Consider the following 25,927-nt stretch of genomic DNA (forward strand, 5'->3'; position numbering starts at 1 on the left):
TCTGGAGCGGTTAGTTTAAAAAATACTGTTATGCCTACGGCAAGCTGTTCGCGTTCACAAATAAAATAGGATTGTTATACATCGTTTATAAACGAATAAAAACTAATTACTTAACTGCCTCTCCAACCGCCGAGAAGCAAAAGACATCGAGTAACAAAATAGCCAATAAATGAACCCAATAAATATATATACTTCTGCATAACGACCGATAAATTGGGGCTGCGCCAAGATAGAACGGGCAATTCCTGTAAGTTCCACTAATCCCACTAGAGATAAAAGTGAGGTATCTTTAAATAAGCCGATAAACTGTCCTACAAGTGCGGGAATAACAGCGCGTAAAGCTTGAGGCAAAACAATTAAAATTATTACTAAAACTGTATTTAATCCTAATGCTTTCGCTGCTTCAATTTGTCCCCGTGGGATTGCTTGAAGTCCACCGCGCACGTTTTCTGCCATGTAAGCAGCACTAAATAACACGAGTCCGGCGATTCCCCGCAGTACTCGATCTAAACGTATTTCTGTTGGTAAAAATAACGGTAACATGACTTGAGCGAGAAATAAAATTCCAATTAGTGGTACTCCTCTGATAATTTCAATGTAAAGGATAGAAAACCAACGGACTACGGGTAAATTGCTAGTTCTTCCTAAAGCCAGTAAAACGCCAATGGGAAAGGAAAGTACAATACTCACTGCTGCCATTAGTAGGGTAAGCAGCAAACCGTTCCACAAATTTGTCGAGACAGATTCCCAGCCAAAACCACCACCTATCAACCACAACATGATGGGAAAAGATAATAACCATCCTAGGGGAAGCCAGGGAGTGATTAACTTAGTAAGGTTTTTCGCCATCCAAAAACCTGCAAACAGTAAAACTGCAATTAGCAGTAACCAAAGGCGAGGAACCAACGGTACAGGTAAAATAAATAATAAACCGCCGACAGTCAAAGCATAAATTGCAATAGTGCGCTTTGTTAAATTCTGATTTGGTGAAAATACCCCCCAACTCATAGCGCTTAAAGTTGCAGTAATTGCTAGTGCAATCCAAAGGCGCCAATATAACTCTTTGGGATATCTCCCCACTAAAAATAAAGGTAAATTAACTTGAATTACTGCCCATTGTGCTTGATAAAGTGCCCAGGTGAAAACTCCCCGCACTACCCAAAATAAGAATACTAAGCAGATAAGTGTTAATAAGCTGTTGTACCAAGTACTGAATAGGTTTTTACGTAACCATGATAATTTTGAATTCATTAGTCATTAACTGTTTTCTATTTTAAATTTTGAATCTGCTTATCTTTCCTGAATTTGCACGGCGTGATTGAATAAATTCATGATTAGAGAAATGGTTAAGCTGAGGGTGAGATAGGTGAGCATAATTAGTAACATGATTTCTACTGCTCTCCCGGTTTGGTTAAAACTGGTGGAGGCGACAAAATAAACATCAGGGTAGCCGATCGCGATCGCTAAACTGGAATTTTTGGTCAAATTCAGATACTGACTGGTGAGTGGTGGAATAATCACTCGTAAGGCTTGGGGAAAAATCACCAGCCGCATCACCAACCCTGGTTTTAGTCCTAGCGATCGCGCAGCTTCCCATTGTCCCTTCGACACTGATTGAATTCCACCGCGCACAATTTCTGCAATGAACGCACCAGTGTAAAAAGTCAACCCTAGCAGCAAAGCCGAAAACTCTGGAGACAAGGTAAACCAAGGAAGTTCTAGACCATTTTGACTTAAGTAGCCCAACCCCCAAAGCGAGACTTTATTTTCTGAGGCAGGAAAACTCAGGAAAACTGCAAAGTACCAAAACAGCAATTGCAGCAGTAAGGGCGTATTGCGAAAAATCTCTATGTAAAGTACTGTGATATTCCGCACTAGCCAGTTATCAGACAGGCGGGCGATTCCCGCACTTATGCCGACAATTGTCGTCAGAAAGATTCCCAGCAGCGCCACCCGCAAGGAGTTAATTAACCCCACCCACAAGGCGCGACTGTAGGTATCAGTCGGTTTGTAGGCAATCAGGGTTTCGCCAATGTCAAAAGACGCTTGCTGCTGGAGAAAATCAAATCCTAACTGAATGCCTAATTGCTGCAAATTGCGGTTGAGATTTCCCCACAGTAGTGTTACCACAACTGCTGCTAAAAATACGGCAATCAGTTGTGCGGTAATTTGCCAAAAGCGATTGTTAGTCATTAGTCATTAGTCATTGGTCATTAGTCTCGATTGTGCCCCTTAGCAAGTCCTCTTTGTCTCCCAATTACCGGAATGGAGGAGAATAGAGTAATCCGCCTTTTGACCAGAGTTGATTTTGACCGCGAGCTAGATTGAGTTTTGTTTTGGCTCCAAGATTGCGATCGTAAACTTCGCCATAGTTACCAACGTGTTTGACGACTCTAGCCGTAAAGTCTTTTGTCAAGCCGAGTCCCTCACCGAGGTTGCCTTCTGTTCCCAAAAAGCGCTTGATATCTGGGTCATTACTGCTGGCGAACTGCGCCAAATTTTGGGAATTAATCCCTAACTCTTCGGCTTTTACCAGGGAATAAACCACCCACTTCACAGCATTACTCCACTTACTATCCCCTTTGGCAACTGCTGGTGCAAGAGGTTCTGAGGAGAGGACTTCATCAAGAATCACGTTATCGTCAGGTTTAAGTAGAGTTGTGCGCCGCGAGACTAACCCTGAACGGTCGGTGGTAATCGCATCACAACGCCCTTCTGAATAGGTAGCAAAGGTAATGTTAACGTCTTCAAAGACAACAGGTTTGTAGGTGATGCCCCGTTTCCGCATTTGGTCTGCTAAGTTCTGTTCTGTTGTCGTACCAGTTTGAACGCAGATAGCTTTGTTTTTCAGGTCGGCTAGGGACTTAATGCCGCTATTTTTGCGAACCATAACCCCTTGACCGTCGTAAAAGACTACAGGGGCAAAATCCAAACCTTGGGAGGTGTCGCGACTTAATGTCCAAGTAGTGTTGCGGCTGAGAATATCTACTTCCCCAGTTTGCAAGGCTGTAAACCGCTCTTTAGCATTGAGATTGCGATATTCTACGGCATCTGGGTTATCAAATACAGCCGCTGCTACAGCCCGACAAACATCCACGTCGAGTCCACTGTATTTGCCGTCAGGACCCACAAAGCTAAACCCTGGTAATTCACCGCTGACGCCGCAAATTAACTTACCACGGCTTTTAACTGTGTCCCAAAGGTTTCGAGTTACTTGTGTACCTGGAGTATTACCTGGATTACTAACTGTATTTGTTGTTTTTCCTGAGTCGCCACCACAAGCGCCGAGTGTAAAGATTAGGGGGGCAATCGCTAGAATTAACGCTGATTTATGCATACGCTTCACGGACAATCGACGAGAATAAATGTATTGATCAATACGATAATTATGTAAAAGCAAGTAGATGCTCGTAATATAAAACTTTTTGAGCATCTGTGCTGAATTTTCCTTTAGGCTTCTAGATGTCCAGAAGTAGCCGCTCCAACCTCAGGAACTGCCACTAGCAGGTTAAACTAGGTCTGGTAACAGCCGCTCCACCGTTCCTTATGAGGCTTTTATGGGAGCTAATCTGACACAGATAGCCAAGTACTTAGACAACCTTGGATGGGACTACCGTTTTGATGATGAAGAAGACCGGATTATCACAGGTGTGGAAGCTGATAATCTAGAGGATTTTCTGATAGTTGTCCAGCTAGATGAGGAGGGAAAATTTTTCCGGGTATTTGCACCTCAAGTTTTGTCTGGAGTTCAAGAGCATCCCAACAAAGGAGCGATTCTACAGACAATGCTGGCCATTTCTTGGGAAACCAAAATGCTGCAATGGGAGTATGACCCAGCCGATGGCGAAATTCGGGCGATTATAGAGTTTCCCCTAGAAGACTCAATTCTTACAGAAAGACAATTTAACCGTTGTCTGAGTGGATTAATTCAGATTGTTGATAGTATAGCCATGCCCCGCCTGAAAGAGGTGATGGAAACAGGTATTGATCCGGGGAATGTAGAACTTGGGGAAAGACTGTTACTCACTATTCAGGAAGAAGCGCCGGGATTGCTAGAACTGCTAGAGAAGGCAATGGAAGCTCGGAAAAAGCGGGGAAGTTTTCCCAACGAGTGAGGCGGATCATCACTGAAATCGCTATACTCCAAAGTGATACCCTCACTATATACTGAAATTTTTTAGGGCTGGATTTTATGACATCCTATGCAACCTCCTCTGCCAAAGCGGAAATGAGTGAACTCCGGCGGTTGAAAGGCTTACTACCGCCAGAATTGCAGAGTTGGGTCACGGTAGAAGGCACAACTGAGGTCAATCCACCCCTGATCCGCTGCGAAGAAATTGGTAAAGACCAGGTAGAAATTCAAATTGACTTGGTGAAATGGGATGCCCTCGCAATGGATCAGCGTAATCTGCTGTTCTGGCACGAAGTTGCTCGCGTTCAAAATGACACGATTCCCAAAGATGGTTGGGAAATGGCGGCACTGGCGATCGGTTTAGGTGGTGCTGTTGGTGAGTTGTGGGTACAGGATGGATTGCTGCTGGTGTTAGCTTTGGCCTTGTGTGGTGTTTCCGGCTGGCGACTGTATCAGAAGAATAATGGAGACAAGCAACTCAAAGAAATTCTTGATGCTGACGAGAAAGCGATCGCCTTAGCAACTCGTTTTGGTTATAGCCTCCCCAACGCCTATAAGAGTTTGGGCAGTGCCTTAAAAACTTTGGTGGAAAATACTCCTAGCAAACGCCAGCGATCGCGATATGAAGCACGGCTTTCTGCCCTCAAGCGTAGTGCCAATAAAGCAAAAGCTAAATCCAAGCCGATCGATGATGGCGGATTGTAGCCAGCAAAAAGTAGTTTGGGTGGGGATTTCCCACCCCAGCGCCAAGAGATACCGCAAAGCCTAAAAGCACTCAAACCCAGCAGCATTAGCCCAGCAGTTACCGTAGGTTTAAATACTTTGGCTGGTGGTAAAAACTTCCTCAACTCTTCACTGCTAGCTTTAACATCAAAAATTCAGCGAATTTGGTTTTTTTTTGAGCACATCTTCGTGAAACTACAAGTTGGCAAAAACTTTTACATCTGGTTCAGCATTTTATGTGTCTGGGGTATGACGCGCACTTGCTTGACAAACCGTTTCATCAAAGCTTGCCAAACTAAAACTTGGTCAGGAGTTGGAGCTTTCACAGGTATTTGGCTAAATTGTTCCGCTGCCACCAACGGCGTCACAGGTTGTAAAAATATGGGGATATCCTGACTTATTCCTGCGACTAACAAAGCTGAACGTTCCAACTCACTGGGGTCAGTTTTTTGCGAGACAATTATCTTGACAAAAACATCTAAATGTGAATCAAAGCATAGTTGGAGGAATTTTGCATGTTCTGGCCAATAACTTTCGCCGCTGACACTGGGCAATTTTAAATCCATACCCACAGAATCTAGGTAGGGGAGAATCACCGCCAATTGTTCTGGGCGATGTCCACCGGTTTCCAGATATATCGGTAGAGCCGTAATAGCTCGGACTTCAGGTAGAAATTGCTCCAGAAATGGAGCATGCAGAAGTGGTTCGCCCCCAGTTAAGCTAATGCTATCGTGTAGACAAGGAAGATTTTGTCTTTCAACCCATTCGATTAATATGGGTAGTGGGACGGGGTTAGAGTGAATTTCAAAGTCCCGTAATCCAGGGGAGCGCTCGATTCTACAGGTAGTGGGTGCATTCCAAGTGTGGGCACTATCGCAAAAGTGACAGCGCAAGTCACAAAGAGCAAAGCGAATAAAAATCTGACGTGTCCCGACATTCAGTCCTTCCCCTTGAATGGCAGAAAAGACTTCAACCAGGCGTGCGGTAGGTTTAACTGTAGTTTTAGCAATCATATGATGATAGCAACGCGATGCGCCGTGTCGGCATAACACAACAACAAGGATGTTTTTTGGCTTCTTGTTCTATTGTGAACCGTTACCAGCGATCTCTAATCTCATTGCTAGCAACTAGCAATTGGTTATGATCCCTACCGATTCTACATGAGGTTAGGTAATTTTTAGGACAAAATGATGAATGGCCGATTAGATTTTAGATGGCAACTAAAGTGCATAGCTTCATGAGCAGCCAACCCACAGAGGCAGATTTTCCAGTTACTTACCTAAATGACACGGTAATAGTGCAGGTGTCTAAGCGGTTGAGCGTGCTTGAAGCTGTAGGTTTTAAGCAAACCTGCCAAAACTTAACCCAAGCCGATTCACCTCCAGGGCAAATTATCATTGATTTTCAGCAAACTACTTTTATGGATAGTAGTGGTTTAGGGGCCTTGGTGAGTAATTTAAAAATTGCCCAGGAAAAAGCGATCGCCTTTAGACTGCGGAATGTTACCCCCCAGGTGATGGCAGTGCTAAACCTTACGGGATTGGATCAGGTTTTACCGATTGATTCTCTTAGCAGCGCACCGCCGACAGAAGCAAATAACTCTGTAGATAGCCGTAAGAGTAACTCCCGGAAAGTAGAGCCGCTACCCCAGACTCATCCTTCGGTAGCATCTTGGATGAAACGATTCATCGACATTGTTGGGTCAATTGTCGGTTTAGTCATTACAGGAATTCTGATTATTCCCATTGCGATCGCTATTCAAATCGACGATCCCGGTCCCCTTTTCTTTCGTCAAACCCGGTGTGGTTGGATGGGGAAGCGGTTTCCGATTTGGAAATTCCGCTCCATGTGTGTGGATGCAGAAGCCAAAAAATCCCAAGTTAAAAACCAAGTGCAAGGTGCCTTCTTCAAAAATGAGGACGATCCTAGAGTTACGCGGGTAGGGCGATTTTTGCGCCGAACTAGCCTGGATGAACTACCACAATTTTGGAACGTCCTCAAAGGAGAAATGAGTTTAGTTGGTACCAGACCACCCACACCTGACGAAGTGGAACGCTATGAAGTACCAGAGTGGCAACGTTTAGATGTTAAACCTGGTATGACTGGTGAATGGCAAGTGAATGGTCGCTCGACAGTACGTAGTTTTGAAGATGTGATTCGCCTGGATTTGCAGTATCAAAAAAATTGGTGCTTAGTCTACGATTTAAAGCTGATTTTCAAAACCGTAGCCATTCTATTTAACAGAAATAGTGGTGCTGTTTAGCCAGATGGCGATGGGCACTCGGCCCACTTTTTAGTGATTGGGAGAACGCCCAAGCGTGTCCGAAAGACGAGGGCGCTCCTGCCCAGATAGTACGTATGTTGCCGAGGCTTGCTGTATCCAGCAAGCCTCCACCATGCCCGCTCGCGCGATGGCGCGGAAGCGATCGCTACTATTTGTTGATCTAGGCAGTGTGCTGGCGACCTTTTTGGTGAAGAAATATAACCAGCGCTGATACCAATCAGTCTTTAGGTAGACCAACTATGAGGATGCTGTGTTGTATTTTGATGTTTAGCAGCTTATTTTTATCTGAAAGCCTAGAAGCCGGATGTAGCGATAAATCCCGATTTAGGGGGCTGCTGTAAATCCCGGCTGAAAACCCATTGGCAGAATCATCTCTACACGATTCGCCCCCGATGATCGCTTGCAAGAAAACGAAATCTGAATAGCTAATTATCAAACCAGCCCCATAGACACCTATTTTTTTGTTAGTATTCAAAAAAACCTATTCATACAATTGCAGTTCAATTGTCTGTTGTTTTTTAAGTAAATGTTGAGAGTTGTTACAAGAGGAAGAAAGCACCTGAGGTTTAATGACTGATTATTTCCAAGGAAACTTCCCATTACAATCTATCCCTCTGACTAAGAATACGGTGAGAAGCCCACTGGCGCAAACCGAAGAGGTGAGCGGAAAATTAGCTTTAACCATCGCCGAAGCTGCATCAGACCGCAAAGCAGGTGAGATTTTGTTGCTCAATGTAGGAGATGTATCTTACCTGTCTGACTACTTTGTGATCATGACTGGCTATTCTCGGGTACAGGTAAGGGCGATCGCCGCAGCGATTGAGGCACAAGTCGAAAGTGAGTGGCAACGGCGCCCCCTCAGAACAGAAGGAAAAGCTGAGGGAAGTTGGGTGCTACAAGACTACGGCGATGTGATCGTTCACATCATGATGCCAAAGGAAAGGGAGTTTTATAATTTAGAAGCTTTCTGGGTGCATGCAGAACGCCTGGAGCTGCCAAACTCCGATGACAGCGGGGGTAAGCCAAAATGATTCAGTCCTCAGTTCCAAATTGCCCAGTTCCCACAGAACAACAACCACTCAATGAGTACGAAGAGTTAAAAACCTCTTGGTTGTTTCGTGATAGCACCTTAAATTGGGGGGAGTATATCAGGAAAATACTTTGGATCTGGGGATTATCGTGGCTATTGGCAGGGCCTGTAGCAGCGGCAAGTTTTCCCCCACACAAGTATATTTCCCATTTTATTCTTTGTGCTGCCGCAGGAGCGAGTGTCGGGGTAGTGCTAGCGCTGGTGCGGTTGTATTTGGGTTGGTTTTACGTGCGCGGTCGCCTCTACAGCTCCACGGTATTTTATGAAGAGTCAGGCTGGTATGACGGTCAAACTTGGACAAAGCCAGAGTCTGTCCTCACACGCGATCGCTTGATTGTCACATACTCCATTAAACCTATTCTCCAACGCCTACAAATTACCTTTGCTGGCTTGGCAGGAATATTTCTGATTGGCACTATAATTTGGCATTTGTTTTAATTAGTCATTAGGGCCGGGGTTACCCAGTCCGTATAGTGGTCAGTGGTTAAGAAAAAACAACTGACGACTGACAATTCATAAAAAAATGATGCATTTTCACCCCTGACAATGGGAAAATGTCTTTTATTGGCACTATAGTTTGGCATTTGTTTTAATTTAGTCATTGGTCAGTAGGGGGTTACCCAGTCCTTACAGTGATCCGCGCTTAAGAAAAAACAACTGACAACTGGCAACTGACAACTGACAACTCATTAAAAAGTGATGAATTTTCACCCATGACAATGGGAAAACGAACTCAGGCCGCAGCACTGGAAGTCAGGCTGCTACGGGAAGGGATTATAGAATCTAGGCATACAGTCCAAGCTGTTGTCTGCGACGAACGGGGACGGGTTCTGTCTGTTGCCGGCAACTCGGAAACTGCCGCATTTGTCCGTTCGGCGCTCAAACCATTCCAGGCACTTGCAGTCACCACCACAGGCACACTGGAACGTTACGAACTCAGCGATCGCGATTTGGCAATTATTACCAGTTCCCACAAGGGAGCTATAGAGCAGGTAAGACAGGTATTTAACATCCTGTGGCGAACCGATCTTGACCCAACCGCACTTCAATGCCCAATTCCTCAAGGCAAGCGCAGCCCTCTGGAATACAATTGCTCTGGTAAACACGCCGGGATGTTAGCTGTTTGTCAGCAGCGCCATTGGCCTCTGAACAACTACTTGGAACGCAAACACCCGATCCAGCAGTTAATTCTCGGCAAAGTAGCAGAATTGTTGCGAATGCCTGCGGAGGAATTTCTCACCGCTCACGATGACTGCGGCGCACCCACATATCTCATGCAACTCAGTCAAATGGCGTCTTTGTATGCCCTGCTAGCCTCTAGCACTAACTTGGATATGGAACGCATTGTCCGTGCCATGACTCATCACCCAGTCTTGGTGGCAGGAGAAGGGGAATTTGACACGGAATTGATGCGCTTAACTCCAGGGGAACTGGTAAGCAAAGCCGGCGCTGAAGGAGTGCAGTGCATTGGTAGGCTCGGTGAGGGTATGGGATTAGCCATTAAAGTCATGGATGGAGCCAAGCGGGCAAAATATGCCGTAGCCATCCACCTGCTCCAGCAAATGGGCTGGATTACTCCCAGCATCGCCCAAAGGCTGTCAGAAAAGTTCATGAGCTTGGGGAAATACAAGCGTTTAGAGGTAATTGGAGAATTATCGCTTTTGTAGTTGACAAACTTTTGACTTCGAGTTATATTAAGGAAGTCGAGAGACGAAAGCAACGCGGGATAGAGCAGCCTGGTAGCTCGTCGGGCTCAACGGTGAAATTAACTAAACGCTTATCAGTTAACTTCACAGTGGGCGGCATATAAAGAAACTTATATGCGTTTATCTGTCAAACTCGGGGAAGCCAATAGCGCGGTAATCCCGAACCAAGCCTCAGAAATGAGGAAGGTGTAGAGACTGGAAGGCAGACACCCTAACGTTAATGACGAGGGTGAAGGGACAGTCCAGACCACAAACTGGTTGATCCAGGCAACGAAAGTTGTAGTTGGTAAGCATAACCCGAAGGTCAGTGGTTCAAATCCACTTCCCGCCACCAAATCAAAAATGAAACCCTGTAATCTTAACGGATTGCGGGGTTTTATTTTATGCTGATGATAATTCACCTATTTTATACAGTTGTCAATTATTGCTGTGTTAATATAATTTGTAACAAGACATTTTTACGTATAAATACACTGGGATGTAATCCATCCACAATTGAATTTCTAAAAAATGAGATAAATTCATGGTTAACCCACAAACCGATAGTGAATGGACAATTCATTCTCTCAATATACATGGAACTTTTTTTGAACAATGGTGTGCGGATATTTTTCAGTCTGTACCCGGTTGTAATGTAGTATCAACTAACTATCCGGTAGAGTTTCCTCTTCAGAGTAATTCTTTGAAAAGTAAAGAAAGCGCACTTGATATATGGGTTGAATTATCTAATCAAGATGAAGTTTATGCTTTTTTAATAGAATGTAAAAAGAATAATCCAGACTTTGTTGACTGGATATTTTTTCCTAAAAGAGGAAACAATTCCAGAAGAAACCTTGTTTCTCGTATAATAAGGAATCAGGAAAATATTCAATCATATATGTCTGCTTTGCAGGAAACTAGCCTAGTAAATTTTTTCAATGAAGCTAGAGAATCTCGTGGTAACTATACATCTAAAAAGACCCCCGAAACACAAAGAACTAAGACATCCAATCATGCTGTAACAGAAGCATCTAATCAAGTAGCAGTGGCCACTCAAGCTATATGGAGTGAAGAAACAAATTTAGCCTTTGAATTACAGAGGAAACAGTTAACATCTCAATTGAAGTACCGTATAAAAACATTTATTCCATGTATTGTAACCACAGCAAACCTTTATTCGTGTAGTTTTGATCCGCAAGATGTAGATCCTAGTCGAGGAGAAATAAATTTTGATGAAGTTAATTTACAAAAAGAGCCATTTATATTTTATGAATATCCTTTACCCAGACACCTTCAACCTACGGTATCAGACATAGTTGATATTATGTTAAATGGCAAAAGAGATATTTTCGCCAGAATGGATATTATCATCATAAATAGTTTGCATTTAAAGAATATGTTGACTCAAGAAAATGCTGTAGAAAATATAATAAATACAATTATTAATACTTCTAAGTAAGAAACACATTAACCATTTTTATTTTGCAGATGGACACAAAACTTAAAGGAGACATAGCAGAACAAGCGGCGGTTCTTCATGCTTTAAAGCGTGGTTGGGGAGTTTTGAAAACTGTTGGTGATAGACTACCTTATGATTTAGCATTTGATGTAGAGGGAACTCTAGTAAAAATCCAAGTTAAATATGCTTGGTTTGATGAACCTTCGGGTAATTATGTGGTAGATAATCGCCGCACCAAAACCAATCGGCGGATAATGATTCGAGAAGCCTATAAGCCAGCAGACTTTGATTTTGCTTTAGTCTATATAGAAAATCTTGACCTGTTTTATATCTTCCCGGTAGACGTATTCATAGACTACGGTAGCGAAATACACCTTGTTGAAACTGAAAAACGACAGCGGAAACCGCGTTCAGCACAATATCGAAATGCTTGGGAGTTAATCTTACAAACATCTACAAGTAAAGAAAATTGTGTCTGTTCCCCCGTCGAACTCGTTCAAGTAGAGTTTTGATCTATTCTGGAAGAATAGCCATCCAAATAGCTCGGAGAAACATGGTTGTGAAGTTGCAACGACCAATTTTAGTAGGAGGGTTGGGACTGTCCTTTTCCCTGTGGATGTTGGACAGTTGGCACGATTCTATAGTGCAGGTGGGTGAGTTTGGTTTGTTGAGTGCTTTAGCGGTTGGTGGTGGTTTGTGGTTGTTCCAGCAAAAACGCCCGAAAGTCGGTTTAGAACAGCTAGATGGTATGCTTGTAGATAGAGCTACCGTGCAAAATGCGATCGCTAAAACCGAAGCTTTAATTAATCAGCTAGCGCAAGAAGCAGAAAACCATCCCGCCTTAGAGAGACTGCGAGAACAAGTTACTCAGTTATTCTTTGAGTTAGACAGACAAGAAATTACACTCGCTGTAACTGGCGGTTCGTCTGTCGGTAAAAGTACTGTTATTCAAGTCTTACAGCAAAATCTAGAGAAGTTACATTTCCAAGAGACAGCACCGTTATTTAGAGAAGCGGGTGACAAGTCAGACGCAGAGATTTTAGCTTCAGTGCAAAAAGCTGATTTTGTCCTGTTCTTGACAAACGGCGATTTGACAGATTCAGAATTTCAAGTTTTACAGCAGCTAAAAGCAGCGCATCAGCCGACAATGCTGGTTTTTAACAAACAAGATCAGTATATGCCAGATGAACGCGCCAGCGTTTTGCAGTCGTTGAAACAGCGGATGCAGGGAAATGTTGTGGCTACGGCGGTGTCTCCCCTGCCGGTGAAAGTGCGGAAACATGAAGCTGATGGTTCTGTGCAAGAGTGGATGGAACAACCAGCACCAGACATTCAGCAGTTGAAGCAGCAGTTAGGCGAAATTCTCGCTATCCAAGCACAGCAGCTAGTTTTAGCAACTACCATGAGGAGTGCTAGGCTGCTACAAGCCGAGGTGAAGAACTGGTTAAACGCGACGAGATGCGATCGCGCCACCCCCATCATAGAACAATATCAGTGGATAGCTGCCGCTGCTGCCTTTGCTAACCCAGTCCCCGCATTAGATATATTAGCCACTGCGGCAATTAATGCCCAAATGGTCATGGATTTGGGTAAAATCTATCAGCAGAAGTTTTCCCTAGAACAAGCGCAAACAGTCGCCGGAACTATGGGAAGTTTGATGCTGAAATTAGGTTTAGTCGAACTTTCGACAAAAGCTATTACTACAGTTCTCAAAACTAACGCCGTTACCTTCGTAGCAGGGGGAATGGTGCAGGGAGTGAGTGCAGCTTATCTCACCAGAGTAGCAGGGTTAAGTTTAGTTGCCTATTTTGAACAGCAAGAAATTGCTCTAGATTCAGGAAATGCTTTAAATCTGGATAAACTGCGTCAAACTTTGCAAAATGTCTTCCAGCAAAATCAGCAGATGGCATTTTTGCAAGGCTTTGTTAAGCAAGGTGTGAAACGGTTATTACCAGAAGCGCAGCAGGTTGAAGTTGTGGGATAATTTCGCGCCAAGACGCAAAGTTTTTCTTTGCGTCTTTACACCATTGCCTGAAAACTAGCAAGTTGGGAATACAATGACAAAAGTTACACTCTATATTGCAGCCAGTTTAGATGGCTATATTGCTAAAAGTGATGGAGGAATTGATTGGTTATCGCCGCTAGATATAGAAGGAGAAGACTACGGTTACACTTCTTTCTATGAATCAGTTGACGCTGTTATCTTGGGTAGCAAGACTTACGAAATAGGACTCAGTTTCAATGAGTGGCCTTATCCAGATAAAAAATCTTTCGTTTTCACTCAGCGTAATTTTAAATCTGACAGAAAAGATATTGAGTTTGTTTCTGATAATGTGCAGCACGCCTTAGCAAAAATAGAAGCGCAAGGCTTTGAAAACATCTGGCTAGTTGGTGGTGGAGAATTAATCAATTCATTTCTTCAGCACAGCTTAATTGACGAATATATTATTTCAACTATTCCAATTATCTTAGGTAACGGTATCCGCCTTTTCCCACCGCCCAGCCCTGAAGAAGAATTAGAACTTATCAACTCAAAACAATATCCAACTGGTTTACTCCAAGCGCATTATAGAAGAAAGCGAAAGGGTGAATAAGGTTTATATATAACTGATTAAAACCCATATAAATCATCGTCAGACTGTAAAATCTTTCCCAATTTAGGGTTAATTATAGTTGGGTTTTCTTCAATTAGTTTTAGTAAAGCATTATTACAGCGTTTGGCAATTTCTGGAAATCTATTAGCGTACCATTCAATTGGTGTTACAAGACAAGGTTCACTAATATCAAAGCCGAGTTTTATTAATTCTTCAGTTTCCTGAACTGCAAGATTGAAAATACCTTCAAAGTCGATAAATTGCTCATACATGGCTAAAATTTTGTAGGGTGCGTTAACGAAGTGTAACGCACCAATTTAAGGTTTTGGGATAATTTCACGCACTCATAGCAAAGGCGCAAAAAATCAAATCTTGCACTACGCACCTTATCCGCCTACGATTGAAATAGCAGGCTAATAGCCTAACTCCACTAAAGTGGACTGAAAAGCAATCTTTAGTCTACTTAAGTAGACTTTAGCTATTAGCCTGGGAATTGATTCCCAGGCGGACTACAGTTAGAAGATGTGAGCAAAAGGCTCTTTATGCCTCAATGTAGTTCAGTTGACGAAACAATCTATGTAGGTGTTGGGTTTCGCTGTTGCTCAACCCAACTTACTATTACTATCTTTACTAAGAAATCATATTTTTACCAGGCAGAATTTAGAGTGAACCTGTAATTTTGAGAAGAATTTGATAGTGAAACATCTAACGTATTGTTACTGATATTTAGCTCTAGCTTTTTAAATATAATTTTCTTGGAACCATTATATTCTAGGTAGCTTTCTCCTAAGCGTGGGCTATAGATAGTTAAATCGCTGTTGTGAGTTAAAGTCGCATACAAATAAGAGCCAGACGTGCGGCATAGCTTTACGTTACACCCATTTAAGCTTTCCCACCAAAACCTAATTTTATCCCAATTGTCTTGGTTATTGACAGCTTGGTTGTCAGAATACCAACAATAAACAGTCATGTGTATTACCTCGGTAATGAATTTTCTGTATTCTAGACACTACAACCTCAGTATTGCTGGTAGTGATAACCGATAGATTGGTTCGTTAAACCGCAATTATACTTAAAAAAATAACCTCATATTTGGGTTGGTAGAATGCGTTAAACTGCGTTAGCACACCAGACAAGTTGTGAGTTATCATATTTGTGTTAATTATCATACCCATATTGTTAACGCTGGTTAAAAATTCAAATGTATATGATTTACAGTAATTTGCTTGACAACCTACCAGCTATCACAGGTTTATTCTTTGCAGGCGTGTGGCTTATTTACAAATCTATGTTAATCGCTTATAAATTAGATATTTTCAAAGAAACTTCGGCTTGGTTTAATCAAAAACCAATTATTATGCCATCTTTAATATTTATATTATCTCCATTTATTTCTACTTTTACATTTCAGAATTTCTCGAAAAATTCAGATGAGTTTATAAAGGCTTTTACTCCAATTACCTGCATTGCAGCTTATATCGCATACCAACAGTACCAAATTAATCGACAGCAGTTAAGGAAAAACTTATCTGATAAGCGGTTACAAATTTATGTATCTGCCATGACTTTAGTTGCTTCTGGTAGAAAGGATAGTCCTGAAATAATACAAGAGAAACTAAATGCTTTCGAGATTCACTTATATGAAGCACAATTCTTATTTAGTAAAGATGTCAACGAAAAGCTTAAAGAGATTTATGCCAAAAATTATGATCTGATTACGCTAAAAATCAATATTAAAGATGAAGAAAATTATGCAGAAGATCAGTCAACAATTGATGGCTGGTACGAGAGTTCTAATAAACAAGAATCAACAAAACGTTTAAAAGATGACATGGCTAAACGTAAAATAATTCGAGAATACTTGGCTGATGAAATGCCTAAAATAAAATCTTTATTTGATCCATATATTGACTTATCTAATATTGCTATTGAGCAAGATATAAAATGAAAAAATATAATATAGCTAATCAAATTCCATTTGAATTAATTTTTTAGTTTGCTTAAATGCCAGCTTGAAAATTTATTAAAAGCCTATAGATTTTTCATATATATTTACAATTATTCTAAATATTGCTGAAATTATTCTACAACTTAATGGCCAATTCACCCTCCATCTTCTCCTTCTTCTCCGGCGCCGGCTTCCTAGATTTAGGCTTTGAAACCAGCGGTTATAAAATCGCTTACGTTAACGAAATCTTTCCCCCATTCATCGCTGCATATCGCCGTTCACGGGAAATTCTCAACCTTCCATCACCTGAATATGGATATCATCACGGGGAAGCAGCAGATGTAACCCAACTAATAGAAGGAACCCACGCACAACACCTGAGTGAATTAGTCAAAGACTGCCGCAACTCACATAATATAATTGGCTTTATTGGCGGGCCTCCTTGTCCTGATTTCTCTATTGGGGGTAAAAACAGAGGACATTTAGGAGATAATGGTAAACTTTCCGCCGCTTATGTCGAATTAATTTGTCATCATCAACCAGATTTCTTTTTATTTGAAAATGTCAAAGGTTTGTGGAAAACAACAAAACACCGTTTATTTTTTGAATCTTTAAAAATCCAATTACAGCAATCAGGTTATATATTAACAGAACGATTAATTAATGCTATTGAGTACGGTGTACCCCAAGATAGAGACAGAATTATTTTGATAGGTTTTAGAAATAATTTCCTCAAGGATATGGAAATAAATCCTGAAGCGATATTTCCTTGGGAGAAATATATTTTATATCCTCAAAAACAAGTCTTCGCTTACCCTTGGTGCAAAAGCGAACCATTTAAAATAGATTCTCTAATTCCTTGTCCTGATAATCTTCCTGAAAAATTAACTGTTGAATACTGGTTTAGGAAAAATAAAGTACTGAATCATCCCAATTCTAAACATTATTTTCAACCAAGAGCAGGTATTATAAAATTTGCTGCTGTTGATGAAGGAGATGTTTCTAAAAAGTCTTTTAAACGTCTACACCGATGGCGTTATTCTCCTACAGCTTGCTATGGAAATAATGAAGTACATTTGCATCCTTACAAAATCCGGCGAATTTCTGTAGCGGAAGCTTTAGCAATACAATCTCTACCTGCAAATTTTATTCTTCCAGAGAATATGTCTCTCACCAATATGTTTAAAACTGTTGGTAATGGCGTGCCATACTTAGCAGCCAAGGCGTTGGCTCAAACTATTCTTGACTTCTTACAAATTGGGTTACAAATCTAGATAAAAGCTCGTAGTAAGGACTTTAGTCCTTAAAATGCTTGGGTTAAGCAATAAATCGCTGACTACGAACAAAATTTTCGTTTTTATTAAGAAAGATTACAACTTCAGTTAATACCAGTAACATAATATTTACCTGCTGTCAACTCAAATACCTACAATAATTTGGTGACACATGGAAAGCCGGCATATCAGACCGATGGAGAAGGCGGTTTTCAGGATAAACTCGTATATAAATATGGTTTAATCTATATATAAGAAATGTCTTAATTTTTTATAAAGTTTAATAATCTAACACTGGCAGAACAAACGATGGCAGCAGACTATCCCAACATTGATATTGCGCCATTTATCGATCACTCTCTCCTGTTGCCTACGGCTACCCCAGAGCAGGTGGTACAATGGTGTGAAGAAGCAGACAGATATAATTTTGCAACGGTTTGCTTGAACCCCGTCTATGTGAGGCAAGCAGTTGAACTCCTCCACAATAAAAACCCGAAAGTCTGTACTGTGATTGGCTTTCCTAATGGGGCGACGACTTCAGCAGTCAAGTTTTATGAGGCTCAGGAAGCGTTAGAAAATGGCGCTGATGAGTTGGATGTGGTCATTAACTTAGGCTGGTTGAAGGCTGGAAAAATTGAGGAAGTACACCAGGAAATCGCTACAATTTGTGAAGTGGCTGGACAATGCGTCAAGGTAATTTTAGAAACCAACCTGCTGACGGATGCGGAGAAAAAAATAGCTGCGGAAATAGCTATGGAGGCGGGAGCAGCATTCTTAAAAACCAGTACTGGTTGGAATGGCGGGGCGACGGTGGCCGATGTGCAGATGTTGAAGGAAATAGCGCGGGAAAGGGTGGGAATTAAAGCATCAGGCGGTATTCGCACCCACAATCAAGCTTTGGACTTGATATTAGCCGGTGCTACTAGATTAGGCACATCTCGCGGCGTTGATTTGCTCCGCCAGCGCGAAAATGTAGAAAAGAGCGAGTAGTCATCTGTTTTTTGTGCCTTGTCATTTGTCCTTGTCCTGATCAAATGACTAATGACCAATGACTAATGACCAATGACTAATGACCAATGGCTAATAACTAATGAGTAGAACCTACAAAGCAACTGGCATTAATCTCAAAACCCAGGCGCTGGGAGAAGCGGATCGAATAGTAACAATTTTGACTCAGGAATTCGGTCTAATTCGAGTAGTTGCTCCTGGGGCACGCAAGCACAACTCTAGCCTGGGTGGCAGGAGTGGGATGTTTGTGGTAAATGAATTACTGATTGCTCAGGGGCGATCGCTCGATAGAATTACTCAAGCACAAACTATAAAAACTTATCCAGGTCTGACTAAAGATTTGGGCAAACTCGCTGCTAGCCAATATTTAGCAGAAATAGTGTTGTTTCAGGCTTTAAGCGAACAACCCCAAGAAGAACTTTATGAATTATTCAATGAACATCTCCAGCGGATAGAAGCATTACCCAGAAACGAGCCAGCATCTGTGGTGGCACATCTGGCTCATGGGGTGTTTCACCTTTTAGCTTTATCAGGACTGACGCCTCAGGTGCAAGTCTGTTGCCTAACTCAACGTCTTCTAATTCCAGACTTTACCAACCCCAACTGGCAGGTAGGATTTAGCGTTCCTACGGGGGGAACAGTTTGCTTAGAGGCTTGGGAAGGCTTGCGAAGAGAGGGGGAAAGGGGGAGACAAACAAATTCTTCCCCATCACCCGATCCCTCAAAACCTGGCTCTCAAACAATTGTCCAAACAATTGTCCACCACCAAGACCTACCAGTGATTTCTCGCCGCCTGAGTGCTACAGAACTGGTTATGCTTCAGCATTTGTCGCAACCAGAGATAATGCAAATAGATGCAGCCACAAATTATGGCTGGTTATCTGTTGAGCAAATTTTGCGCCAGTATGCTCAGTATCATTTTGGTCGCCCGATTCGCTCTGCCACCTTGATTGATTCTTATTTTGCCCCCAACCATCATGCAATCGTCTGATTTGGATAAGAAAATCCTGCCTTTGTCACCCAGCCACACCAAAAAACTTGAGGGGGCATCTGATCCTACAGTACCTAATTACCTGAGTGCTGTTCCCACCATATCCAGTCAAATCAATAGCCAAGAAATGTCCCCAAAAGACGTTTCCCCAAAGGCTCAAAATTGGATATCGGAAATACCATCAACCGATGTTAATCAGCAATCAGAAAAAACATCAGATGCTCAATCAACTATTGCCCAAAGCAATGGCAAAGGTGATGCCTCTGGGGAGAATTTACAAGTAGCGACTGACATAGAAAAAGAATCTACTCAATTAAATGGGTCTGGTTCAGGTGGGGATACAGTATCAGGTAATGTCAAACCGCAAGGGTTTTGGCCAGTATTGAAAAACCCTAATTTCCTAGCTCTTTGGGGTGGTCAAGTTTTTTGTCAACTAGCTGATAAAGTGTATCTGGTGCTAATGATTGCTTTGATTAACAGCCAGTTTCAGGCGAGCGATCAGAGCATTAGTGGTTGGGTGTCGGCTTTGATGATGGCTTTTACTATTCCAGCGGTGTTATTTGGTTCTGTCGCTGGTGTGTTTGTAGATCGCTGGTCAAAAAAAGTTGTGCTGGTGGCAACAAATGCTTGGCGCGGTATCCTGGTTTTGGCAATTCCTCTGCTGCTGTGGTTAACCCATGATTGGAAACCTGTGGGAGTTTTGCCAGTGGGTTTTCTGATCATTTTGGGTGTGACTTTTTTGGTTTCCACGCTGACGCAGTTTTTTGCACCGGCAGAACAGGCGGCTATTCCCTTGGTGGTGGAAGAACAGCATTTACTCTCGGCTAATTCCCTGTATACGACTACGATGATGGCGTCGGTGATTGTCGGGTTTGCTGTTGGGGAACCTCTATTAGCGATCGCCGATGGACTTTGGTTTAAGCTTGGTGGTCGTGGTGGACTGGGTAAAGAAATTTTGGTGGGAGGCAGTTACGCGATCGCTGGGCTAATTTTATTTCTGCTAGCAACTAACGAAAAACCTCACCCTCCCGAAACCGAATTTCCCCACGTTTTCGCAGACCTGCGGGATGGTTTGCGATACCTCAAAGCTAATTATCGTGTCCGCAATGCTTTATTGCAACTGGTCATCTTATTTTCTGTTTTTGCCGCTTTAACTGTTCTCGCCGTTCGCATGGCAGAAATTATTCCTAACATGAAAGCCTCCCAATTCGGCTTTTTACTAGCATCTGGTGGCGTTGGAATCGCGGCTGGGGCTACAATTCTTGGTCAATTTGGTCAACGCTTCTCCTATCAGCAGCTAAGTCTGTGGGGTTGTTTAGGCATGGCAGTTTCCCTGATTGGTTTGTCGGTATTCACCACCCAGCTATGGATTATCCTGCTATTGCTGGCACTTTTGGGTGTCTTTGGGGCCTTAGTTGGTATCCCGATGCAAACTGCAATTCAAACAGAAACACCACCAGAAATGCGTGGCAAAGTATTTGGACTGCAAAACAATGTGATTAACATCGCCCTCACCTTACCTTTGGCGTTAGCAGGTGTGGCAGAAACCTTTATCGGATTGCAGGCGGTTTTTTTGGCACTAGCTGCGATCGTCTTCTCAGGAGGTATATTAACCTGGTATAACTCCCGTGATTAGTTATCAGGTAGGAGTCATTATTCATCCCCTTGACATAAACACTAATTTACTGAAAGCATTTGTTTTCGTGCTAAACTTAGGTCAGCAAAAAATTATCAGATACTTGCTGAAGATCAACCAGACCATTAGCCAAAATAAGTTGTTATCAACTTAAAAAATTAACAACTTATAACTAGATTTAATCATGCCATGAATCCACTGGTTAAAACAGCTTATAGTTAGGCTTTTTAGCGAAAATCAGGTGGAATTTCATGTTAAATAAAAATTCAGTAAGTATACCGGGATAAGAAAACAGCAAAGTAAACAGTACTGGTATTTCAAACCCGCTTTTATTTATAGCTAATCAAAGAATGCGTATAGCCTGGATTGGAAAAAAATCACCCTTTTGTGGCAATGTCACCTACAGTCGAGAAATTACAAATGCTTTGCTAGACCGGGGACATCAAGTTAGCTTTCTTCACTTTGCCCAAGAAGAATCTCAACCCAACAACTGGCCAAATTGCCAAGAAGTTTCCTTACCCTTCATTTATAAGTCCCAGGTTTACACAATTCCCACTTTTAAAGCGACTAAAGTCTTAACCGATTCCCTGCGGCAAATCAAGCCAGATATCGTCCATGCTTCCTTAACCTTATCTCCGCTTGACTTTGTTCTCCCAGAAATTTGTGAGGAATTAAATCTGCCTCTAATTGCGACTTTCCACACACCGTTTGCTGGCAAGGGAGCAAAGCTGATATCCGGAACACAATTTTTGGCTTATCAACTTTACGCTCCTTTTTTGGGTAACTACGATCGCGTAATTGTATTTTCCCAAATTCAGCGGGAATTATTGGCACGTCTGGGTGTGGGCGAAGAAAAGATAGCCGTCATTCCCAACGGTGTCGATACCACCAAATATTCTCCTGGTACTTCCAAAATCAAAGCGGAATTTGCCGCTGATCGCTTGTTTGTCTACCAAGGTCGCATCGCCCCAGAGAAAAACGTAGAATCCCTTCTGCGTGCTTGGAAGCAGTCAGATATGGGAGTTAATAGCAAGTTGCTAATAGTAGGCGATGGCTCTTTGAAGTCCTCTTTAGAGCCGTTTTATGGTTCAGAATCCGGCATTATCTGGCTAGGGTTTGTAGCGGATGAAGAGCGACGCATCGAAATTTTACGGGGAGCAGATGTATTTATTTTGCCTTCTTTAGTTGAGGGGCTTTCTTTATCTTTATTAGAGGCAATGTCCTGTGGACTAGCTTGTTTAGCAACAGATGTGGGTGCAGATGGCGAAGTATTAGAAAAGGGTGCAGGTGTGATTGTGAACACTAAAACAGTGCGATCGCAATTAAGAACGCTTTTGCCACTGTTCCAAGACCATCCAGAGTTAACAACTCTACTAGGGCAAAAAGCCAGAAAACGGGTGTTAGAACGCTATACCCTCAGCGATAACATCACTCATTTAGTAGAACTTTATACCAAAATTTTATCTCAGCGACCTGTACCGCTAAGTCGGGGAGCTTAGTTTATTTTGTAAATTACACCTTTAACAGCAGACTACAAATTGTCTCAATATCTGCCACTAAAGCGTCTCTAGCAAATAAATTTAAGTGTGCGAGATATTTATGTGGTTAATTCATGCACCCACAGTAGGCGATTGCCATTGATAGGTATTGTTGACAATACTTGACCTATCTTTGCTGTACTGCGAAACCCTCACCTTCCTTACTCCAAGTACTTTAGACCCTTTGTCACTCCTTCAGATTTGTGTTTTTTTTGGTTTGGTGACAGAGAAAATTACTCCTCATCCACCCTGGTTGTGTCGCAATTGGCTAATAAGAGGGAGTAGGAAACAAGTTTTGCTGATATATATCCCCAGTTATTTAAATAGCTTAGGAATTACGCACTTTACAGATTAACCATCATCTGAATTAACTAAATTCTGTTGTTTTAGGCTTCTGATGACTGCCTTCAGAATAGGTAGCGCAGGCGCATATCCCTGAGATACGGAAAGCTTCGCGCTCAGTGGTATATTGCTTGCTAGTAGTGAAAAAATGAAACTTTCTTGCATGAAAATTTATACTCCACATTTGAGGATTTCTGTCAATTAGTGATTTCAATAACTTTACAAAAATTAAAACTATTGTTACAGTTCTTTACATTAAAGCTAAACCTTTGATGATGAAATTGCATAACTAAGTGCAGTTTCGTAATTGACGACCGAAGGTGAACCAACACCTTTGCTATTGAACTAAAAATTTACCTGCAAGACAGTCTTTAGACTAGCTTCGGTTTCTATGTAAAAAACTTAGTTGCCGCAAGTCCTTTTGGGTTGGTTTAAGCTCACTTTTAGCAATGTAAACCTTGAATTGACGAGAGTTGATGGGGTTTTTACCAGAAAAGTCTCAGCTTTAAGGTTCTGCGTCGGAATTTTGAAAGCAGCTAATTAACAAACAATATTGGAGATTCAGATCATGGCTTTAACTATCCAGTCTGCTCAAAGTATTTTTTCTAACACTCAAGTTCCTAGCCCGATTCCCGCAACTATCGCATTGTTCGATCAACTTAACGTTGATGATCAACTGGCATATCTCTGGTATGCCTACACAGAAATGGGTAAGACAATTACGCCCGCAGCACCTGGATCTGCACGCCTGCAACTAGCGGAAGGTTTGCTAACCCAAATTAAGCTGATGTCTCCTGAAGAGCAAACCAAAGTGATGCGGGATCTTGCCAACCGTGCTGATACTCCCATCAGCCGTTCTTATGGATTCTTCAGTGTCAATACCAAACTGGCTTTCTGGTTTGAGTTAGGAGAGTTGATGAAAAAGGGACTTGTAGCTCCCATTCCCAGTGGTTATCAAATGTCTCCTGGTGTGCAATTTGTGCTAGAAGCAACCAAGAAGCTAGATCCAGGTCAACAAATCACAGTATTGCGGAATACCGTAGTAGACATGGGATTTGATACTTCTGATCTGGGTCCAAGTAGTTATCCAAAAGCAGTTGCAGAACCGGCTTTCCAACGTACAACTCCAACTATTTCCTCGGTCAAGATTGAAGGTGTCACAGAGCCTGCTGTATTGGGCTACATTGAAGCCATGAACGCAGATAACTTTGATGCGGCTATTGCTTTATTCACTGCTGACGGTGCGCTGCAACCACCATTCCAGAAGCCGATTGTTGGTCGGGAAGCGATCGCAAAATATATGCGTGAAGAAGCCCAAGGACTGAACATGATGCCACAAATGGGTATCTGCGACGTTCAACCAGATGGCTCTAAGCAGCTAAAAGTTACAGGTGTAGTCCAAACTCCTTGGTTTGGTGTTACTGTAGGCATGAATATTTCTTGGCGCTTTTTAATCAATCCCGAAGGAAAAATCTTCTTCGTAGCGATTGATATGCTTGCATCTCCCCAAGAACTCATGAACCTGCGTCGCGTGTAATCAAATAGGGAGGCGTTAGGAAATGACGTTTTTGTTAAGCAATTCCTAGCGCCTCCCAATTATTGAAAAGTGCCGTGTCTAGAACGAGCTACACCTACCGAATTAAGAATTCTCTATGCACCAGCTTGAAAAATCTGGTTAGCAGTCAGGTTTAAGTCTGGGAAAGTTGGTGATACTATCCGGTCAGTTCCTCTAAATTGACTAACTCGATATTCCCCGTTTACTAACTCATAGATCGAAATGGTTGGTTGTTTTGGGTCGCCTATGTAGGGAGTTCCGCCCAAAGCTAAGTAATCAACTATCCAGTACTCAGGGATGCCAATCTCTACATAATCTTTAACCTTAGTTAAGTAATCAACCCGCCAGTTGGTGCTGACAACTTCAATAACTAACGGTATTGATGCACCCTGAGTAACTGTAGATTCTTTTTTCCATAACGGCTCATTTGTTAAATTAGAGCGATCCAGCACTAAAACATCTGGTGAATAACCTGATTCGTTTTCAAGCGGTTTAACCAGTACAGTTTTAGGAATACGGTAGGGTAAATTTAAGCGAAGATATTCAGCCGTGATTCTCTCAGCCAAAAAACTAGTAATATCTTCATGATCTCCTAACGGTTGTGCCATCTCAAAAATCACTCCGTTGTGTAATTCATACCGCTTTCCTTCTGGCTTCCATTCCACAAACTCTTCAAACGTTACTGGTTTAGTTTTGGGTAGCGATTGAATCATACTTTACCTCCCTCTGTTGATGGTGTTGCGAGGTATCACTAACAATAATCATAGCTTTTTTTAATGTGTACCTCACCCGATAGGGAAAAGCTATAATAAGATATCGAAGCCACAAAATCAACCAATGACTGCAATCATTGACATAAAAACTTTATATGAATCCAACTACCTGCAATGGTTAGAGGAGACTATTAAATGTCTCAAAAATCGCCAATTGGCAGATATTGACTGTGAAAATTTAATAGACGAATTGGAAGATTTGGCTAAAAACGAAAAAAGGCGAGTAAGAAGTCTGTTGGAACAGATTATTAGACATTTATTGCTTTATCAATATTGGGGTTTAGAAAAGCCAAGAAATGCTAATCATTGGGCAGCAGAAATTACCAGTTTTCGTAATCAACTAAATGAAGATTTAACTGCCAATTTACGCAACCATCTAGAGGAAAATTTCAGGATTATTTATAGTTATGCATTAGATTATGTTAAAGCTAAAACAACGCTAACTAATTTACCTGAAGTATGTCCTTATACCTTAGAGCAAATTTTAGATAAGAATTGGTTGCCTTAATCTTAAACTTTAATTAGTTACGACTTTGAGTGAAATATATTCATAATCATCTGTAGTATATTTTTGAATAGCCTACCCAGATGTTTTCGAAAACTACGCAACTTGCTCAACAACCTGAACAGGAAGTTTATTATAATTGTCCTTAAATAAGCAATTAGAATTCAATAAATATTGAAAGCCATGAACGGATAAACCTTCTGGAAATAGATCGTTTAGATGATCTTCCAAATCTGAATCTGGAAAAAAGCTTTGTCCTGAAGGTAATAGTACAGAATAGTCCTTAACTAACTCTATCTGCTGTCCTACTTGTAAAATTTTTCTACGATCTGCCGAGTAAAATATTGCATAATTTACCGCACTAATTTTCAATTACAAAATCACTAAGAT

The 25,927-nt window shown here is 41.8% G+C and carries 27 protein-coding genes; 19 read left to right on the forward strand and 8 right to left on the reverse strand.

Annotation, left to right across the window (positions count from 1 at the left end):
• Positions 1 to 102 precede the first annotated feature (102 nt).
• The 3 genes from CYLST_RS14175 to CYLST_RS14185 form a co-directional block, all read right to left on the reverse strand.
• A complete protein-coding gene (locus CYLST_RS14175; RefSeq protein WP_015208407.1) occupies positions 103 to 1,251 on the reverse strand; it encodes an amino acid ABC transporter permease in 1,149 nt (382 codons plus the stop codon).
• 39 nt (positions 1,252 to 1,290) lie between these two features.
• Positions 1,291 to 2,193: an amino acid ABC transporter permease gene (locus CYLST_RS14180; RefSeq protein ID WP_015208408.1), complete on the reverse strand. Its 903-nt coding sequence runs from the start codon at positions 2,191 to 2,193 to the stop codon at positions 1,291 to 1,293.
• A 64-nt stretch (positions 2,194 to 2,257) separates the two neighbouring features.
• Positions 2,258 to 3,337, reverse strand: a complete 1,080-nt coding sequence (locus tag CYLST_RS14185) for an amino acid ABC transporter substrate-binding protein (RefSeq protein WP_041233655.1) — start codon at positions 3,335 to 3,337, stop codon at positions 2,258 to 2,260.
• A 220-nt stretch (positions 3,338 to 3,557) separates the two neighbouring features.
• Between CYLST_RS14185 and CYLST_RS14190 the strand changes: the two genes are divergently transcribed.
• Together CYLST_RS14190 and CYLST_RS14195 are read left to right on the forward strand one after the other, a co-directional pair.
• Positions 3,558 to 4,115 (forward strand): hypothetical protein, encoded by a 558-nt coding sequence (locus tag CYLST_RS14190; protein WP_015208410.1) that lies wholly within the window; start codon positions 3,558 to 3,560, stop codon positions 4,113 to 4,115.
• Between the two features lie 77 nt (positions 4,116 to 4,192).
• Positions 4,193 to 4,837 (forward strand): DUF3318 domain-containing protein, encoded by a 645-nt coding sequence (locus tag CYLST_RS14195; protein ID WP_015208411.1) that lies wholly within the window; start codon positions 4,193 to 4,195, stop codon positions 4,835 to 4,837.
• 233 nt (positions 4,838 to 5,070) lie between these two features.
• On the opposite strand, the gene CYLST_RS14200 is transcribed toward CYLST_RS14195, so the two are convergent.
• Positions 5,071 to 5,868, reverse strand: a complete 798-nt coding sequence (locus CYLST_RS14200) for a 7-carboxy-7-deazaguanine synthase QueE (RefSeq protein WP_015208412.1) — start codon at positions 5,866 to 5,868, stop codon at positions 5,071 to 5,073.
• 200 nt (positions 5,869 to 6,068) lie between these two features.
• On the opposite strand from CYLST_RS14200, the gene CYLST_RS14205 reads away from it, so the two are divergent.
• Positions 6,069 to 7,118 (forward strand): anti-sigma factor antagonist, encoded by a 1,050-nt coding sequence (locus CYLST_RS14205; protein WP_015208413.1) that lies wholly within the window; start codon positions 6,069 to 6,071, stop codon positions 7,116 to 7,118.
• A gap of 55 nt (positions 7,119 to 7,173) precedes the next feature.
• On the forward strand, positions 7,174 to 7,350 hold the full coding sequence (locus tag CYLST_RS34525) for a hypothetical protein (protein ID WP_157162584.1): 177 nt from the start codon (positions 7,174 to 7,176) through the stop codon (positions 7,348 to 7,350).
• Positions 7,351 to 7,356: 6 nt separating this feature from the next.
• Here CYLST_RS34525 and CYLST_RS34530 read toward each other — a convergent pair whose 3' ends face one another.
• Positions 7,357 to 7,614 (reverse strand): hypothetical protein, encoded by a 258-nt coding sequence (locus CYLST_RS34530; RefSeq protein ID WP_157162585.1) that lies wholly within the window; start codon positions 7,612 to 7,614, stop codon positions 7,357 to 7,359.
• Between the two features lie 94 nt (positions 7,615 to 7,708).
• Between CYLST_RS34530 and rsfS the strand changes: the two genes are divergently transcribed.
• The 7 genes from rsfS to CYLST_RS14240 all read left to right on the forward strand — a co-directional run bounded on the left by rsfS (position 7,709) and on the right by CYLST_RS14240 (position 13,967).
• The gene (rsfS, locus tag CYLST_RS14210) at positions 7,709 to 8,170 is read left to right on the forward strand and encodes a ribosome silencing factor (protein WP_015208414.1); all 462 of its coding nucleotides are present in this window, start codon (positions 7,709 to 7,711) and stop codon (positions 8,168 to 8,170) included.
• On the forward strand, positions 8,167 to 8,667 hold the full coding sequence (locus CYLST_RS14215; RefSeq protein WP_015208415.1) for a CGLD27 family protein: 501 nt from the start codon (positions 8,167 to 8,169) through the stop codon (positions 8,665 to 8,667). Before rsfS ends, CYLST_RS14215 begins: the two co-directional genes overlap by 4 nt.
• A gap of 275 nt (positions 8,668 to 8,942) precedes the next feature.
• Positions 8,943 to 9,896, forward strand: a complete 954-nt coding sequence (locus CYLST_RS14220) for an asparaginase (protein WP_015208416.1) — start codon at positions 8,943 to 8,945, stop codon at positions 9,894 to 9,896.
• Positions 9,897 to 10,458: 562 nt separating this feature from the next.
• Complete coding sequence (locus CYLST_RS14225) at positions 10,459 to 11,373, forward strand: hypothetical protein (protein WP_015208417.1); 915 nt, start codon at positions 10,459 to 10,461, stop codon at positions 11,371 to 11,373.
• A gap of 29 nt (positions 11,374 to 11,402) precedes the next feature.
• A complete protein-coding gene (locus CYLST_RS14230) occupies positions 11,403 to 11,885 on the forward strand; it encodes a group I intron-associated PD-(D/E)XK endonuclease (RefSeq protein ID WP_015208418.1) in 483 nt (160 codons plus the stop codon).
• A 41-nt stretch (positions 11,886 to 11,926) separates the two neighbouring features.
• Entirely contained in the window at positions 11,927 to 13,357 is a 1,431-nt protein-coding gene (locus CYLST_RS14235; RefSeq protein WP_015208419.1) for a YcjF family protein, read from the forward strand.
• Between the two features lie 73 nt (positions 13,358 to 13,430).
• A complete protein-coding gene (locus tag CYLST_RS14240) occupies positions 13,431 to 13,967 on the forward strand; it encodes a dihydrofolate reductase family protein (RefSeq protein WP_015208420.1) in 537 nt (178 codons plus the stop codon).
• Positions 13,968 to 13,984: 17 nt separating this feature from the next.
• Here the strand turns inward: CYLST_RS14240 and CYLST_RS14245 are convergent, their stop codons facing one another.
• Positions 13,985 to 14,239, reverse strand: a complete 255-nt coding sequence (locus tag CYLST_RS14245; protein ID WP_015208421.1) for a hypothetical protein — start codon at positions 14,237 to 14,239, stop codon at positions 13,985 to 13,987.
• A gap of 929 nt (positions 14,240 to 15,168) precedes the next feature.
• Between CYLST_RS14245 and CYLST_RS14255 the strand changes: the two genes are divergently transcribed.
• From CYLST_RS14255 to CYLST_RS14285, 7 genes are all read left to right on the forward strand, one after another.
• The gene (locus CYLST_RS14255) at positions 15,169 to 15,915 is read left to right on the forward strand and encodes a hypothetical protein (protein ID WP_015208423.1); all 747 of its coding nucleotides are present in this window, start codon (positions 15,169 to 15,171) and stop codon (positions 15,913 to 15,915) included.
• A gap of 146 nt (positions 15,916 to 16,061) precedes the next feature.
• Positions 16,062 to 17,189: a DNA cytosine methyltransferase gene (locus tag CYLST_RS14260; RefSeq protein WP_015208424.1), complete on the forward strand. Its 1,128-nt coding sequence runs from the start codon at positions 16,062 to 16,064 to the stop codon at positions 17,187 to 17,189.
• Positions 17,190 to 17,498: 309 nt separating this feature from the next.
• Positions 17,499 to 18,179: a deoxyribose-phosphate aldolase gene (gene deoC, locus CYLST_RS14265; protein WP_015208425.1), complete on the forward strand. Its 681-nt coding sequence runs from the start codon at positions 17,499 to 17,501 to the stop codon at positions 18,177 to 18,179.
• 100 nt (positions 18,180 to 18,279) lie between these two features.
• Positions 18,280 to 19,188 carry a DNA repair protein RecO gene (recO, locus tag CYLST_RS14270; protein ID WP_015208426.1) on the forward strand — a complete coding sequence of 303 codons (909 nt, stop codon included), beginning with the start codon at positions 18,280 to 18,282 and terminating at the stop codon, positions 19,186 to 19,188.
• Complete coding sequence (locus CYLST_RS14275) at positions 19,175 to 20,824, forward strand: MFS transporter (RefSeq protein WP_015208427.1); 1,650 nt, start codon at positions 19,175 to 19,177, stop codon at positions 20,822 to 20,824. The genes recO and CYLST_RS14275 overlap by 14 nt, the downstream gene beginning before the upstream one ends.
• A gap of 350 nt (positions 20,825 to 21,174) precedes the next feature.
• Positions 21,175 to 22,323, forward strand: a complete 1,149-nt coding sequence (locus tag CYLST_RS14280) for a glycosyltransferase family 4 protein (RefSeq protein ID WP_015208428.1) — start codon at positions 21,175 to 21,177, stop codon at positions 22,321 to 22,323.
• 949 nt (positions 22,324 to 23,272) lie between these two features.
• Positions 23,273 to 24,241, forward strand: a complete 969-nt coding sequence (locus CYLST_RS14285) for an orange carotenoid protein N-terminal domain-containing protein (protein ID WP_015208430.1) — start codon at positions 23,273 to 23,275, stop codon at positions 24,239 to 24,241.
• Positions 24,242 to 24,354: 113 nt separating this feature from the next.
• Here CYLST_RS14285 and CYLST_RS14290 read toward each other — a convergent pair whose 3' ends face one another.
• Positions 24,355 to 24,972 carry a Uma2 family endonuclease gene (locus CYLST_RS14290; RefSeq protein ID WP_015208431.1) on the reverse strand — a complete coding sequence of 206 codons (618 nt, stop codon included), beginning with the start codon at positions 24,970 to 24,972 and terminating at the stop codon, positions 24,355 to 24,357.
• 124 nt (positions 24,973 to 25,096) lie between these two features.
• On the opposite strand from CYLST_RS14290, the gene CYLST_RS14295 reads away from it, so the two are divergent.
• The gene (locus tag CYLST_RS14295; protein WP_015208432.1) at positions 25,097 to 25,540 is read left to right on the forward strand and encodes a DUF29 domain-containing protein; all 444 of its coding nucleotides are present in this window, start codon (positions 25,097 to 25,099) and stop codon (positions 25,538 to 25,540) included.
• 93 nt (positions 25,541 to 25,633) lie between these two features.
• On the opposite strand, the gene CYLST_RS14300 is transcribed toward CYLST_RS14295, so the two are convergent.
• Positions 25,634 to 25,909, reverse strand: a complete 276-nt coding sequence (locus tag CYLST_RS14300) for a hypothetical protein (protein ID WP_015208433.1) — start codon at positions 25,907 to 25,909, stop codon at positions 25,634 to 25,636.
• Between the last annotated feature and the right edge of the window lie 18 nt (positions 25,910 to 25,927).

This window comes from Cylindrospermum stagnale PCC 7417 (genome assembly GCF_000317535.1).
In the GTDB taxonomy this organism is placed as follows: domain Bacteria; phylum Cyanobacteriota; class Cyanobacteriia; order Cyanobacteriales; family Nostocaceae; genus Cylindrospermum; species Cylindrospermum stagnale.